The organism is Hymenobacter taeanensis, assembly GCF_013137895.1.
Taxonomy (GTDB): Bacteria; Bacteroidota; Bacteroidia; order Cytophagales; family Hymenobacteraceae; genus Hymenobacter; species Hymenobacter taeanensis.
Window position 1 is genome coordinate 2,841,396 of the sequence record NZ_CP053538.1, and the last position, 14,444, is coordinate 2,855,839.

General features: G+C 52.6%; 13 protein-coding genes. 4 read left to right on the forward strand and 9 right to left on the reverse strand.

What is annotated here, in order from left to right; all coding sequences use genetic code 11:
* Nucleotides 1–47 precede the first annotated feature (47 nt).
* Entirely contained in the window at nt 48–284 is a 237-nt protein-coding gene (locus tag HMJ29_RS12075; RefSeq protein WP_171591735.1) for a Kazal-type serine protease inhibitor family protein, read from the reverse strand.
* 261 nt (nt 285–545) lie between these two features.
* On the opposite strand from HMJ29_RS12075, the gene HMJ29_RS20690 reads away from it, so the two are divergent.
* Together HMJ29_RS20690 and HMJ29_RS12085 are read left to right on the forward strand one after the other, a co-directional pair.
* Entirely contained in the window at nt 546–983 is a 438-nt protein-coding gene (locus HMJ29_RS20690) for a CsbD family protein (protein ID WP_171591736.1), read from the forward strand.
* A 141-nt stretch (nt 984–1,124) separates the two neighbouring features.
* Nucleotides 1,125–1,499 carry a YtxH domain-containing protein gene (locus HMJ29_RS12085; protein ID WP_171591737.1) on the forward strand — a complete coding sequence of 125 codons (375 nt, stop codon included), beginning with the start codon at nt 1,125–1,127 and terminating at the stop codon, nt 1,497–1,499.
* Nucleotides 1,500–2,156: 657 nt separating this feature from the next.
* Here the strand turns inward: HMJ29_RS12085 and lysS are convergent.
* The 7 genes from lysS to HMJ29_RS12120 all read right to left on the reverse strand — a co-directional run bounded on the left by lysS (nt 2,157) and on the right by HMJ29_RS12120 (nt 11,023).
* Nucleotides 2,157–3,719 carry a lysine--tRNA ligase gene (gene lysS / locus HMJ29_RS12090; protein WP_171591738.1) on the reverse strand — a complete coding sequence of 521 codons (1,563 nt, stop codon included), beginning with the start codon at nt 3,717–3,719 and terminating at the stop codon, nt 2,157–2,159.
* Between the two features lie 195 nt (nt 3,720–3,914).
* Entirely contained in the window at nt 3,915–4,937 is a 1,023-nt protein-coding gene (locus HMJ29_RS12095; protein WP_171591739.1) for a hypothetical protein, read from the reverse strand.
* 289 nt (nt 4,938–5,226) lie between these two features.
* Complete coding sequence (locus HMJ29_RS12100; RefSeq protein ID WP_171591740.1) at nt 5,227–7,374, reverse strand: carboxy terminal-processing peptidase; 2,148 nt, start codon at nt 7,372–7,374, stop codon at nt 5,227–5,229.
* A gap of 337 nt (nt 7,375–7,711) precedes the next feature.
* A complete protein-coding gene (locus tag HMJ29_RS12105) occupies nt 7,712–8,545 on the reverse strand; it encodes a hypothetical protein (RefSeq protein WP_410780017.1) in 834 nt (277 codons plus the stop codon).
* A 196-nt stretch (nt 8,546–8,741) separates the two neighbouring features.
* Nucleotides 8,742–9,110, reverse strand: a complete 369-nt coding sequence (locus HMJ29_RS12110; protein ID WP_171591741.1) for a hypothetical protein — start codon at nt 9,108–9,110, stop codon at nt 8,742–8,744.
* Between the two features lie 115 nt (nt 9,111–9,225).
* Complete coding sequence (locus HMJ29_RS12115; RefSeq protein ID WP_171591742.1) at nt 9,226–10,419, reverse strand: proline dehydrogenase family protein; 1,194 nt, start codon at nt 10,417–10,419, stop codon at nt 9,226–9,228.
* Nucleotides 10,420–10,606: 187 nt separating this feature from the next.
* Nucleotides 10,607–11,023 carry a hypothetical protein gene (locus HMJ29_RS12120; RefSeq protein WP_171591743.1) on the reverse strand — a complete coding sequence of 139 codons (417 nt, stop codon included), beginning with the start codon at nt 11,021–11,023 and terminating at the stop codon, nt 10,607–10,609.
* Nucleotides 11,024–11,199: 176 nt separating this feature from the next.
* On the opposite strand from HMJ29_RS12120, the gene aroB reads away from it, so the two are divergent.
* A complete protein-coding gene (aroB, locus tag HMJ29_RS12125; protein WP_171591744.1) occupies nt 11,200–12,240 on the forward strand; it encodes a 3-dehydroquinate synthase in 1,041 nt (346 codons plus the stop codon).
* Between the two features lie 51 nt (nt 12,241–12,291).
* Nucleotides 12,292–13,572 (forward strand): 3-phosphoshikimate 1-carboxyvinyltransferase, encoded by a 1,281-nt coding sequence (locus tag HMJ29_RS12130; protein WP_171591745.1) that lies wholly within the window; start codon nt 12,292–12,294, stop codon nt 13,570–13,572.
* Between the two features lie 68 nt (nt 13,573–13,640).
* Here the strand turns inward: HMJ29_RS12130 and HMJ29_RS12135 are convergent, their stop codons facing one another.
* On the reverse strand, nt 13,641–14,441 hold the full coding sequence (locus HMJ29_RS12135; protein ID WP_171591746.1) for an ABC transporter substrate-binding protein: 801 nt from the start codon (nt 14,439–14,441) through the stop codon (nt 13,641–13,643).
* Nucleotides 14,442–14,444 lie beyond the last annotated feature (3 nt).

The window sequence follows — 14,444 nt, forward strand, 5'->3', positions numbered from 1 at the left end:
AGTGAGGTCAGAAAAAAGGATGGGTGAGCAAGGGAGGAGTGGCTGGCTTACTTACCGGCACACGGCCCTTTAGTAAAGCTTGTGACACCAGCATTGGTGGCCTGGCATGCATTGCCATAAGTTTTGCCGTCGCAGCCGCACACGGGGTCGTACTGCATGGTACACATGGCATCGGTCTTGATTTTAGCAGGATCAATGCAGGGTGTTGCGGCCGTGGTAGGGGCGGGGCGCTGGCATGTAGCCAGTAAAGGCACGAGGGCGAGAGCCGTCAGGAGGGTTTTCATAGCGTAATCAACTAGAGAGTTGGCAAGAAATCAATAAATCAGTTCTCCATACGCTAACCTCAACCGTAGTGAATAGCCTAGACGAATATTTTGAAGCAACTATTTTTACCTCGCCAGCATAACCTGGACTACGGAGCTTCGTATAGTTCGAACATTGGCGCCTACTTAAGCAGGCGGAAAAGCTACTGGCTTTCTCCCAGGCTGCGGTAGGCACCTCAAAGCTGAACTCTAATTTTTCACTCCCTTTCTCTCTCCACTATTATGTCGCATTACGAAGAAGAAGACAACTCGGGTAAAATCCTCCTCGCTGCTCTAGCTGGTGCCGGTGCCGGTATCATTGCTGGCCTGCTGATGGCTCCCGATAAAGGCAAAGCTACTCGTGAAAAGCTCGGCGCTACGGCTACTAAGTACAGCGGCCAACTCGGCGACCAGCTTTCTAAGTATGGCGAAGACCTCGATACCCGCTTCAAAGGCTACATCGAGAAGCTAGAAGACCTGGGCCTGACCGGCGCTGGCTCGAAACTGAAGCTAAAAGGCAACTGGGATGAAGCCAAAGGCAAACTGAAGCAGCAGTACGCCCAACTCACCGACGAAGACCTGGAGTACGCCGAAGGTCAGGGCGATGAGCTAGTAGGCCGCCTGCAGAATAAGCTAGGCAAAGCCAAGGCGGAAGTAGTAAAAATGCTGAACGACCTGTAGGCCACTCAGCACTAAAAAAAGCCCCTGCTTTCTGTTAGAGAGCAGGGGCTTTTTCTTAACCAGAACGTAGGCAATTTGGTATATAGGATGAGCCATGGTTGCCACCACGGCTTTTTTATGTACCCAACCGTTTCTATTACCATGCAAGACACGAAAGGAAAAGTAATTCTCTCCCTGCTGGCTGGCGCCACCGCAGGTATTGTGGCGGGTTTGTTGCTGGCGCCCGAAACGGGTGATGAAACGCGTTCAGGCCTGAAAAAGTCGGCTGCTAAACTCACCGACGACTTGAGTAAGCTGCTCAAAAGTGGCCTAGCCAGCGCCGGTAACTTAAAATCAGCCCCTGGCTCTGCCACCAGCCAGCACCAGGCTAACCGCTCAGCGGCCGATGACCTGCTCAGTTCCATGGATAGGCCTAGCGGACCTTCTGTCTCAGATGCCGGTTTCACTCACGATGGCGACTCCGACTATGATGGCATTGGCGGTGATGCCCGGCACTCACCAAGCTCTTCGCATTAATTTATTTTCTGCCCATCGTAACCTTACGGTAACTGCGGCGTAAAAGACTATACAAACCAGCTTAAAGTGAAGACTGGAGAAGATATTGGAGTAAAATTGCCGACCGTAGAGCTTCTGACAGGATCTGGTCAATCAACCCGTCAGTAAAATCATACGCTGTCCATCGCACAGTTCTCCGATATCCCCTTTCTGATTGGTAAGTTGTTTTGTGTTTTAGAAAAGGAAAGCCTCTCGCATTTATTTTAGCGGGAGGCTTTCTGATTTTATACCTGCTCAGAGCACGAATCTCAGCCCAAGGTTCACGCTACAGTATAAGGCAGAATAACGGCTGCCGTTACATGTAAACACTAAGCAAAAGAGGCCTGATACTTAATCATACAGTTTTTTTGAGGCATGCGTAACCTTGTCAGCTTAGCCACGTTAAAGAATATATAACCAGCTTGATAGAAGTTGGACACGCACCTGTCGTAAAATTGCCGGCTGTAAAGCTTCTGTTAGGAACTGGTTTATTATTCCTGAGAGTAAAATTTACTTGCCCATCGCAAGCTTCTTCAGGCAAAGGCTGTTCAACGGACCAATAAGCTTGTTACAAAAGAAAGCCTCCCGCCATTTACTAGCGGGAGGCTTTCTCTTTTTATGGCCTAGGCCACCTGCTGCTTAGGCTTCTCCTTCGGGCTTGGGTGCGTTTTCTGATTTGGTGTACTCCGGCTTCATCTGCGGGAAGAACAGTACGTCCTGAATGGAGGTAGAGTTGGTCATGATCATGCTCAGGCGGTCGATGCCAATGCCTAGGCCAGCGGTTGGCGGCATACCATATTCCAGCGCGCGCAGGAAATCCTCGTCGAGTACCATAGCCTCCGTATCGCCGCGCTTGCCCAGCTCCAGCTGCTCCTCAAAGCGGGCACGCTGATCAATCGGGTCATTCAGCTCCGAGAAAGCGTTGCAGATTTCCTTGCCGTTGCAAATAGCCTCGAAGCGCTCTACCAAGCCGGGCTTGCTGCGGTGCTTCTTGGCCAGCGGCGACATTTCCACTGGGTAGTCGGTAATGAAGGTGGGCTGAATCAGCTTGGGCTCCACATGCTCTCCAAAAATTTCGTCGATGATTTTGGCTTTGCCCATGCTGGGGTCCAGGCCTACTTTCAGCTCCTTGGCTGCGGCCCGAAGCTCATCCTCGCTCTTGCCATCAATGTTGAAGCCCGTAAAGTGCTCAATAGATTCGGCCATGGTGAAGCGCTTCCAGGGGCGTTGGAAGTTAATTACGTTCTGACCCACCTGCACCTCGGTTTTGCCGTGCAAGGCCAAGGCCACGCGCTCTACCATTTCTTCCACCAGATCCATCATCCAGTAGTAGTCTTTGTAGGCCACGTACAGCTCCATCTGCGTGAACTCCGGGTTGTGAAACCGGCTCATACCTTCGTTGCGGAAGTCCTTCGAGAACTCGTACACCCCATCAAAGCCACCCACAATCAGGCGCTTTAGGTACAACTCGTTGGCAATGCGCAGGTAAAGCGTCATGTCCAGCGTGTTGTGGTGCGTTTTGAAGGGGCGCGCGGCGGCCCCACCGTACAAGGGCTGCAGGATGGGGGTTTCTACTTCCAGGTAGCCTTTGTCGTTGAGGTAGTTGCGCATGGCCTGCACCAGCTGCGTGCGCTTTACAAATGCGTCGCGCACGTGCGGGTTCACTACCAAGTCAACGTAGCGCTGGCGGTAGCGCTGCTCAGGGTCAGTGAAGGCGTCGTAGGTGATTTTCTCGCCTGTAGCCTCGTCTACGCGCTCTTTCACCACCGGCAGGGGGCGCAAGCTTTTGCTGAGCAAAGTGAAGCCTGTAACGTGAATGGAGGTTTCACCCACCATCGTCTTGAACACATGGCCTTTTACCCCCACAAAGTCGCCGAGGTCCACCAGCTTCTTAAATACAGTGTTATACAGCTCCTTGTCTTCGCCGGGGCAAATCTCATCACGGTTGATGTAGAGCTGAATGCGGCCTGATGCGTCCTGCAGCTCTGCGAAGGAAGCTTTTCCCTTCACCCGAATCGACATCAGCCGGCCAGCCAGGCTTACATCCTGGAAGTTGTTGAGCTCTACATGGTAGTTGTCGAGGATCTCCTGGGCGTAAAAGTTTACCTCGTACAGCTCGGATGGGTAAGGCTCGATACCGAGCTTCTGAAGCTCTTCTAGTTTATTGCGACGAATTAACTCCTGTTCGCTGAGATGCTGCATGGGTCGGGGCGTAAAAGCAAGGCCCACAAGGGGCCGGAAAAGTCAAGCTGCAAAAATAGCGCGGCCAGAACACTTATTTGCATAAACCTGTGAATTGATAGATAGTTGAGTGGCCTACAAGCAAAAAGCGCCACCCTACTAGGGTGGCGCTTTGGTGTATATGGAGTAAGACTACTATAGATCGAAGGGTATTGCTTAGGCAGCCACACGCATTGTGGGCTCCTGATCCAGCAGGATGGGCTCAATGCGCGAGTGCAGGCGCTCCTCCACAAAAGAGTGCTGTAAGTGCTTCGGCAGTTCGGCAACCAACTTTTGGTACCGCTCTAGGCCCATAGCTTTAGCCACGTACGTTTCGTGAATACCGTTGAGGTAGCTCACAATGTTGAGCAGCGACTGATGAAAGAGCTTGAAGTCAATCTCAGACTCTACGTAGCGCTCAATCTCGCGGCTGGTCTGCGAAATCTGCAAGCGACCCAGCAGATCGAAGACCGTAGTATAGCCTAAGCGCCAAGTGATCTGCTGCCAATGGGAGGCCGTCCACTTATCCAGCACCTTGCCCGTCTTCTGGCTACGGAGCGCAGTGTTGGGGTTGGCCTGCACCTGCTGACGCGTCCATTGAGCCTTCATCTTACGCGTGGTGCGCAGGAACTGGCCAATCTGGGCTTGGGCATCAATCTCTTTACCGGCAATATGCAGCCCGGCCTTGTAGCCAGCCAGCGGCAACCGATGAATGCTGAAGTCGCCGTAGGTGCCAGCCGCGTAGAACGATACTGGCCTAGGGTAGGCATTACGCACCACTAAGCGGCCCACCTCACGCCGGATTAGCGAAGGGTTGTTGCTCCGCACGCCAGCAGTGTACAGGAAGGCCTGTAGGCCAGCCATAATGGTATGATACGCCTGTGGGAACGTCCAGTGCAGCGCATTGCGCAGGTAATCCTCATCACCAAGCTCTGCGGTTGCCCGCAGGGCATACTCAGTGCTCCAGCACGCGTGCAACAGCTTAGCAATGGCCTGCTCATCAGCCTCTACTAACTCGGCCTGGTGGGCCCGGAAGAAGGGGAGATGCTGTAGGCCACCCAGCGCGTCGTCGCCCTGCTGGATGTGGTAGTTAATAGCAAAGAAGTAGTTAAGGAAAACCTGGGCCGGAATGGATTTGCGCCACGTTTCCTCAGCCTGCTTTTGCTCCTCTGTTACGAGAGGAATAATCGGAGTTTCCATGTTCATCGTCGTCATGCTAAGTAAACAGGTATGAGCTGGTTTGAGTTCTTGTTTGCTAAATTTTTTAACCAAATAATATTAAACTTAAGTATATGATATATAAGCAGTTATGAAGAAGGAAAAAAGATTGTTGATTATGCTTTTCTACTGTCTATTTGCTAATTTAGTTAGACTAAATAAATGATGCAACTAAAGGATCTATAAAATTGCCTCTGATGAAGTATGAGCATAAAAAAGCCCCCTCGCGCTGTAGCGCAAGGGGGCTCCAAGTAGGCTTAAGCCTATAGGATTAGATCTGGTCTTTCAAGACTGCTACTGCTTCACGTAGCGTGATGTCTTTCTTCAGAGGCTTAGTGAAGCGTGATGCACGGTTTACCTTGATGGTGTCAGCGCCCTGAGCACGCAGGTCAACTGCCAGCGGAGCAATAGCCATTACTGGCGCAGCGTTCTGAATAGCCTCGTACTTGTCCGATTCTACTTTGGCCTGCTGCTGCTCAGCCCTGTAAGAAGCGAGCTTCAATGATACTTTGGTATCATCCTTACGCTTTACCATCCGCTGCACCATACCCGAGAGCTGCTTAAAGCTGGGGCTAGCGGCTACTCGCGCCGAACTGGCTTGCTTCAGCTTGTCAATAGCCGGAGCATTGTTCCAGGCACGGTAACGAGCTGGCGTAATTTCATCCCACTTCAATGGGTAGTCAGATTCTTTCTCGCCCTGATCGAGGTAGCTATAAGCGTCGGGCAGTACAATGTCAGGAATGACACCTTTGAATTGCGTAGAACCACCGTTGATGCGGTAGAACTTCTGAGTTGTAAGCTTCAACGAGCCAAATGGCTTAATGCTGTTGAACTCGGCAGGCATAGCATCATCTAAGTCAAAGATGCGCTGCACAGTGCCTTTACCATAGGTGCTGGCTGAGCCCATAATTACACCACGCTTATAGTCTTGCATGGCAGCTGCCAGAATTTCAGAAGCAGAAGCGCTGTACTTGTTCACCAGCAGCACCAGCGGGCCGCCGTACTGCACACGAGGGTCTTTGTCGTTATACACGCTGGCAGCACCCTGACCACCACGTACCTGCACTATGGGGCCGCTTTCAATAAATAGGCCAGCCATTTCTACGGCATCCTGCAAAGAGCCACCACCGTTGAAGCGCAGGTCAAGCACCACACCCTGCACGTTTTCCTGCTTCAGCTTCTCCAGCTCTTTCTTCACATCGTTAGCCGAACTGCGGCTACCGCTGTCGTTAAAGTCAGCATAGAAAGTAGGCAGCTTGATGTAGCCAATCTTCTTGCCACCATCATTGATAGTAGCCGACTGAGCATAAGTCTCTTCAATCACCACCACATCCCGAATAATGGAGATAATCTTGGTGCTGGCATCAGGCTTCTTAACCGTCAGGCGTACTTCGGTGCCTTTCTTGCCTTTGATGAGTGATACGGCCTTATCAAGGCGCATACCCTCAATAGACACTGGCTCAGCAGCGCCCTGGGCAACCCGCATAATAATGTCGCCGGCCTTCAGTTCACCCTGGCGGTAAGAAGCACTGCCAGGAATAATGTCGCTTACCTTAATCTGACCATCCTTCTCCTGCAAGGATGCACCAATACCTTCAAAGCGGCCAGTCATGGCCTGGTCAAAGGTTTCTTTGTCGCGCGGGGCAAAGTACTCCGTGTGGGGGTCATAGGTGTTAGCGATGCTGTTAGCATAGGTAGCCAACCGGTCATTGGCATCCGTTTGCTGCAGGTCGCGGAAATAGTCGTCGAAATACTTTTCTACGCGCTTGCGAGCCTCAGCCTCCATTTGCTCCGGCGTGCGAGTAGGCTCGGATGTGGTAGCAACAGAAGGAGTAGCGGAAGTAGAAGCCAATGGCTTATCCTTCTTCTTGGTTTGCTCATCCATCATCTCTGCCACGCGCACCATGGTCTGGTATTTCAGAAACTTGCGCCACTCCTCACGTTGGGCCGCAGCATTAGCGGGGAAAGTAGTCTTATCAGGCTCCGTCTCAAACGTCTCCTCTATGGTAAAGTCAAAGGGCTTAGCCAGAATATCATGGTACAGAGCCTGCACATCTTTCACCCGCTGGCCCATAAGCTGGGTGCTCAGGTCCAGGAACTCGTGCGTGCCGCGAAGCACCTCATTATCAATATCGGTCTGGTACTTACGCAGTTGATCTACATCAGACTGCAGCAAGAACTTTTTGCTGGAATCAAGGCGCTTGAGATACAGATCAAAGACACGCTTAGAGAAAGCATCGTCGATTTTCTCAGGCTGGTAATGCGCTGCACTTAACCCCTGCAGCATGGCCTTAATCAGTACCTCGTCTTTCTGGGGAGTGCGGGCGTCGTTGCGCTGATACAGCTTATAGGATGCCAGCACGAATACTGCCAGCAGCACCGAGGCATATAGGCCTATTTTAATTCGAGTGGAGGACATGAAGAGTCGGTAATGAAATGAAGGAAAGTCAAACGTATGCTGGGAGCCTACTTACGCTTTACGCGCTCTATTCTGGGCTTGTTGTACTTAAAAACGCTGAGAAGCAATAAATAAGTGCCCAACTCTAGAGCGCAATGTGAAAAAGATATATTGGGGGCAGTAACTCAATTAAGAAGAGTGTAGGCAAGCAAGAGCTAGTGCAATTTACCTGCCTAAAACAAATTAGCACGGAAAAAGTGAAGACTCCATGAGGGCACATGCTAAAATAGATATACAAAAATAAAGGCCCTTCCCCCGAAAGGGAAGGGCCTTTATTATCTAACAAGATGGTGGCTACTTAGTAGCGACGCACTTTGTCGCCGTTGTTGCGACGGAACTCGTCTTCGAAATAACGGGCATCATCATCGTTGCGGTGTTTTACACCCATCACAATGCCACCGTCTTTGATGTCGCTTTCATACTCAGCGGCATGCTCCTCAGGAATACCCGAGCCTACTAGTGCACCTACTAGGCCACCCGTCAGGCCACCAGCGCCGGCTCCAGCCAGAGCAGCAGCAATAGGACCAGCAATTACTAGGCCTAGGCCTGGCAACGCTACTGAGGTACCAATAGCAGCAATTGCACCAATTACGGCACCAGCAGTACCACCAATGGCAGAACCTACACCAGCACCTTCCATAGCTTTGTCGCCGAGGTCGGTATCAGGCGTGTTGTCGCCGAAGTGACGCTTACGCGTATCATCCGACATCAGCACGTTTACGTCGTCTTTAGAGTAGCCACGCGACGAGAGTGACTGGTAAGCACGCTCAGCGCTGTCACGGTCACGGAAAGTACCATAGGTAGTAGAGCCCGAGCCATACGAGGTATCGCTACCCGTAATTGCGCGGCCAGCATCGCCAGCGGCATTCTGTACTGCGTCAACGCCAGCACCTACTGCTGCGCCAGCCGAGCCAGCCATAGCTGCACCTTTGCGGGTAGCATCATGGTCGTGGTGGGGGTTGGTATCTGAAGAGCCGCTCAGGCTGGAATTGCCTACCGAAGAGTTGCCCATATTGCCGCTGGAGTTGCTTTCACTGCCAGTGCCATAGCCAGCGCCGGCCGAGCCAGTACCGTAGTTTGCGCCTGAACCAGTGCCGCTATTCGTGGGGTTGATTGAATCGTTGGTGTTCATGAGGTGGGAAGTAAAAATGAATGATTAGGAGAGAGTAACCACCTGCTGCTGTACAAATTTTGGAAAGGAAAGTACAACAGTGGTTTCAGGTTAGCTTAACGGGAACTGCGTAATAGGGGTTACACAAAATTCGGCTCTCGTTCTCTCCGGCACACGCACAACTAGGCCATCTCAGCGCTTACACCAAAGGGAAAAATCAAGCGTATTGTTGATAATTTTCCTCATTCTGCCAGAAAGCACGGCATTCTTTCCGGAGGGATTTTAAAAAATTTTCCTGCTGCTTAAGCGTCCGCCATTCACCCATCCCGAGCCGCTCACAGAGCTTATAAAAATTATCGCCCTGGCCTTTTGAGCCTTCTACTTTTACCAGGCAACTCAGGATAGGGCGCCCCGCCCGATACTCGCTTTCGGAAATTTCCGCAAGCAGCTCGTTCAAGCCAGCTTTCTCGTGAGAAATATCCAGGTTGAGGCCTAACTCAGCTTCCTGCACTAAATTGAGGTAGCTGGTGGTGCCCACCTGAGTGCGGGCAAAACGAATTAAATGGCTGCGTACTCGGCCGGTCATGAGCAAAAGTGGAATAGGGGAGCGGAATCTACCAAAAAAAAGCGCCCATCCAATCAATATGCAATTGAAGGGACGGGCGGCCGCTAACCAAAACTATGCCGTTCAGGGGCAAATATCACTTCCGGCTCTTCCGGCGGTTCATTTCTTTTTGAATAAGCAAGAACTCCCGGCTCGTTTGGCCGGCAATAGCCGTGTTCTCATCGGCCCGCCGCAGCAGGTACGGCATAACTGCCTCTACGGGGCCGTAAGGCACATATTTAGCCGTATTATAGCCAGCATTTGCCAAGTTATAGGTGAGGTTGTCGCTCATGCCATAGAGCTGAGCAAACCAAATTCGCTGGTCGTTGGGCTGTAGGCCATTCTCTTGCATAAGCTGCGTGAGCAGCAAAGAACTAGCCTCATTATGCGTGCCGGCACAAATACTGATGTGGTCAGCGTGCTGCACGCAAAACCGCAACGACTCATTGTACAAGTCATCGGTGGCTTGCTTGGTAGGGTTGATGGGGTTGTTGCGGCCCTGCTGCTGCGCTATGCGCGCTTCCTTTTCCATGTAAGCGCCGCGTACAAGCTTGCCGCCTAAAAAATAGCCGCCTTTTACAGCTGCTTCATACGCAGTCTTGATAGCATCAAGCCGGTCTTGGCGGTAAAGCTGATACGTGTTCCAAACAATGGCTGACTCATGGTTGTAACGCTGCATCATCTCATACGTGAGCTGGTCAATCGTTTCCTGAAACCAGCTTTCTTCCGCGTCTACAAACACCCGCACGCCATACTGGTGGGCCCGAGCACAAATGGCATTTATGCGTTTCTTGCTCCGCTCAAAGCTGGCTTGTTCTACTGCAGAAAGGGCAACGCCTGCCTGCACCTTCTCCAGAATTTTGCTGTCGGCTAGGCCAGTTACCTTGAATACCGAGAACGGAATGTGCTGGGAACGGTGAGCCATGTCCAGCGTAGCTAAAATCTCGGTAGTGGTAGCATCGAAGCTCTTGTCGCTGCCTTCGCCTTCCACGGAGTAGTCGAGGATGGTGCCAATGTTATACCGGCCTAGCTCCTGAATTACGGGTAAGCATTCCTCAATGGTCTCGCCGCCACAAAACTGACCAAATATGGAGTTCTTAATCAAGAACTTGGTGCCGGGCAGGCTCCACTTTAACGCCGTTTTCATCAGTCCCCCGCCGGTTTTAACCAGGGAGTTGTTATTCATGGCTGCAAAGAGCGCATACATTTTACGCAGTTCGCCATCAGACTTGGCAGCAAAGGCAACAGCAGTATCGTCAAAGGATAACTGCGGGGCATGGATTACAGACATCGGGTGGTAAGTTGAGCGCGAAATGGGTGGGTTACGCGGTGCTAAGATAGCCGTAAAACACCATTGCGGGCGCGATAGTTACCTTGCTGGCATACTCTTTACCATTCATTTTGCACTTTCAGGCAGGCCTATGGTAGCCAGCCCCAGGCTATGCCCCCATCCGCCGTGGTAACTCATAGCTCAACCGCTACTCTGGCACATCGTTGGCAGCAACTTCGGTGTCTTCTGAGTGGCTAGCACGCCGGTAAATGTGGGAACTGGCTTTACCGGTAGCATCCTGTATATACAGCCGGTTACCCGAAACCGAGTAAAATTGGTTGCTCTGATATCCCCGGTAAATAATCATGTGGCGGAATGGGCGCTTGCGATTGGCTGCATGCGCGGCGCGCCGCACAGAAAAAGCCGCCGCACTGCGCAGAGTGCCATCTTCGTAAAAGCGCGCCCGCCCACGACGGTCAAAATCAACCCATACCCGGTGGCCAGTAGAAGCCGGAGTAACACTCGTGGTAGCTTCTCCAGTGCTCTCAACCCATTCCCAACGGCCAACTAATTGTTCTTCGGCAGAGGGCAGCGAATCTCGGCTGCAAGCACTAGTAAAAAGCATAATTCCAGCGCCGAGCGTGAGTAATACACTACGAACAACGGAGCACATATATAGAATAGAAGTTAAGTTGCAGTAGTATGAGTAGTAAAAACCTTCAATAGTTGCATCAAAGCAAGCTATTTTTGCTTGATTTCCTGCTTTTCTGTAAGGTAAATCTTAAAATAAGAACTAACGCTTTGAATAATACTCTTTTTATTGGCCCAGATGCGCTACCCGCTTTAGCAGAAATGGTGCGGAGGCCCGCTGTAAGCCAAGTGTGGGTATTGGCTGACTCTAACACGGCTCGCCAGTGCTACCCCTTGCTGCAGCCCCACCTGCCGGCTGAGCACACCCTGATTGAAATACCGGCGGGGGAGGAGTACAAAACGCTGGCTACTTGTGAAACCGTATGGAACCAGCTAACGGAGCAGCGAGCCGACCGGTACGCGCTGCTGCTGAACCTGGGCGGGGGAGTAGTTACCGATTTGGGTGGGTTTTGTGCGGCGCTCTACAAGCGGGGCATTCGGTTTGTACAAGTGCCCACCACACTGCTAGCACAGGTAGACGCCAGTGTAGGTGGTAAAACCGGAGTAGATTTTCTGGGCTTTAAAAACCACTTGGGCGTATTTCAAGAACCTGCGGCCGTGTGCATTGAGCCGCGTTTTCTGGAAACCCTTGATCCGCGCCAGCTAAAATCTGGCTATGCAGAAGTGGTAAAGCACTGGCTTATTGCCGATGCCACAGCTTTTGCCGAGCATCGGCAGCAAGGTATGTTTGTAGAAGACTGGACTCCCATTATTCGGGAGTCGGTGGCCCTCAAGCAGCGCATTGTAGAGCAAGATCCCCTGGAGGGTGGCCTACGCAAGATTTTGAACTTCGGGCATACCGTGGGCCACGCCCTTGAGAGCTACCTCCTACTACAGCCGGGGCGCGAGATTCTGCACGGCGAAGCGGTAGCAGCCGGCATGGTGTGCGAGGCCTGGCTCAGCCACCACAAAGGCCTGCTCAGCTCTGAAGAGCTAGACAAAGTAGAAACCTTTCTGTTTTCAATTTACGACAAGGCGCAGTTCGTGACGCTTGAAACAGATGCTATTGCGGATCTGGCCCGGCAAGACAAGAAAAACGCGGGCTCCGTCATTAACTGCACACTGCTAAAGGCCATTGGGCAGGCCGTGTATGACCAGCCAGTGACCGTGACGGAAATTGCCGAGTCGTTGCGTTACTACCACCGGCTATAACCGCTAGGCTAGTTTGGCTTAGGGTGCTTGCCAAGCTTTATTTGATTTTTCATGAGGTGCGTAGCTGCACTGCTGCGCGCCGTAACTACTAGTGCCATTAACACTTCAATTTCTCTTTCCTGGGCCGGTGAGCCACTCCGCGGAACGGCTCAACTGCCCGCTTCCAAGAGCGAAAGCAACCGCGCCCTAATAATTCGGGCGCTGGCGGGCGGTGGACAGCTCGATAACCTTTCCGACGCCAATGATACCCAACTCATGCAGCGGCTGCTGGCAAACCCAGAGGCTACCGCCTTTGATGCCGAGGACGCCGGCACCGTTATGCGCTTCTTAACCGCTTATCTGGCCATGACGGGCCGCCAAACGGAGCTTACCGGCACTGCCCGCATGAAGGAGCGGCCAATTGGTATTCTGGTTGACGCCTTACAGGAACTAGGTGCCCGCATTGAGTACCTGGGCCAGGCAGGCTACCCACCTCTGCGGCTACTCGGGCGCACGCCTCAGCCCGCCACCGATGAGTTTACGGAGCTTACCGTGCGCGGTGATATCAGCAGCCAGTACATTTCAGCTCTCCTGATGGTGGGGCCCATGCTGGCCAGTGGCCTACGCATCTGGCTAACGGGTAAAGTTGGCTCCCGTCCCTACATCCGGATGACGCAGGCGCTCATGCAGCATTTTGGGGCGCAGTGCCGTGACCTGGGTGAGGTGCTGGAAGTGCGCCCGCAGGCTTATCAGCCCACCGACTACACAGTGGAAGGTGACTGGTCGGCGGCCAGCTACTGGTACGCTTTGGTGGCTCTGGCTCCGGCTGGCTCCCATATTACGCTCCCTGATCTGCGCCGCCACTCCTGGCAGGGCGACCAAGCCATTGTGGACATTATGGCCAAGCTTGGCGTAAACACAGAATTCCTGGCTGGCGAATCAGTACGGCTAACCCAGACTGGAAACACCGAAGAGTTTACCCAGGACTTTACCGATTGCCCTGACCTGGCCCAAACTGTGGCCGTAGTGGCTGCCGCCCTAGGGGTGCCCGTAGTCATGACTGGCCTGGAGAGCTTGCGCATTAAGGAAACTGATCGAATTGTGGCCTTGCAACAGGAATTAGCCAAGTTCGGGGGGGCTCTCACCGATGAAGGGGAAGGGCGGTTCCGGGCTTCATCTGAGGGTTTCCAGGTATCGGGCCAGTCAGTGGCCACCTACCACGACCACCGCATGGCTATGGCCTTTGCGCCCCTGGCTATGCGAGGCCCATTGACAATTGAAGCACCCCAAGTGGTGCGCAAATCTTATCCGCAGTTCTGGGCTGAGCTTGAGAAAGCGGGCTTCAGCGTGTAAGCCCGATAGTGTCAAAAGCAAAAATCCCTTAACCACGCGTGGTTAAGGGATTTTTGCTTTTATGGCTGCTACTTAAGCGTCTGGAAATACGCCGCCGTATGGCGTAAGCGGCTACCGTACCAACTAAATAGCTCCCCATCTACAATCCGGATGGTGGCCGCTGGACAAAGCTGATTAAACTCAGCAATGTGCTTTTCACTGAAAGGATAGGGCTCAGAAGACAACAATATTTGTTGCGGAGCCGCCGCCTGCAGTTGCTCAGCGCTGATTTCAGGGTATCGACTGAGGTGGCTGAAGGCATTCTGAAAACCAGCCCACACCAGCAAATCATCAATGAAAGTGCCGGCAGCAGCCACCATGTAGGGCTTGCGCCAAATAAAATACGCAGCTGTTTTTAGCTCCACTGCTGGCGGTAAGGCGGCCATAGATGCTTGAATCTCACTGACGAAAGCATCCGACTTCTCTTTCCGGCCGGTGAGCAGGCCTACACGCCGAATCATGTCCAGCGACTCAGCCAGAGTAGAAATGTCGCTCATCCAGACGGGGTACTTGGTAGCCAGTTGCTCGATGCCCTCCTGGTAGTTTTCTTCCTTGTTGCCGATAATCAGGTCGGGTTGTAGCTCCTCAATCTTCTCCAGGTGGAAGTTTTTGGTGCCTCCAATAACGGTAGCTGTTTTGCGAGCGTGGGCCGGGTGAATGCAGAACTTTGTCACGCCTATTACCCGCTCACCTAGGCCTAAATCAAATAATAGCTCCGTTTGAGATGGCACCAGCGAGACAATCCGCCGCGGAGGAAACGGCACCGCTACCCGCCGGCCCATTTGATCAGTGACGGTAAGCGGTAGGCTAGGCACGGCAGGAAGAAGCATAAC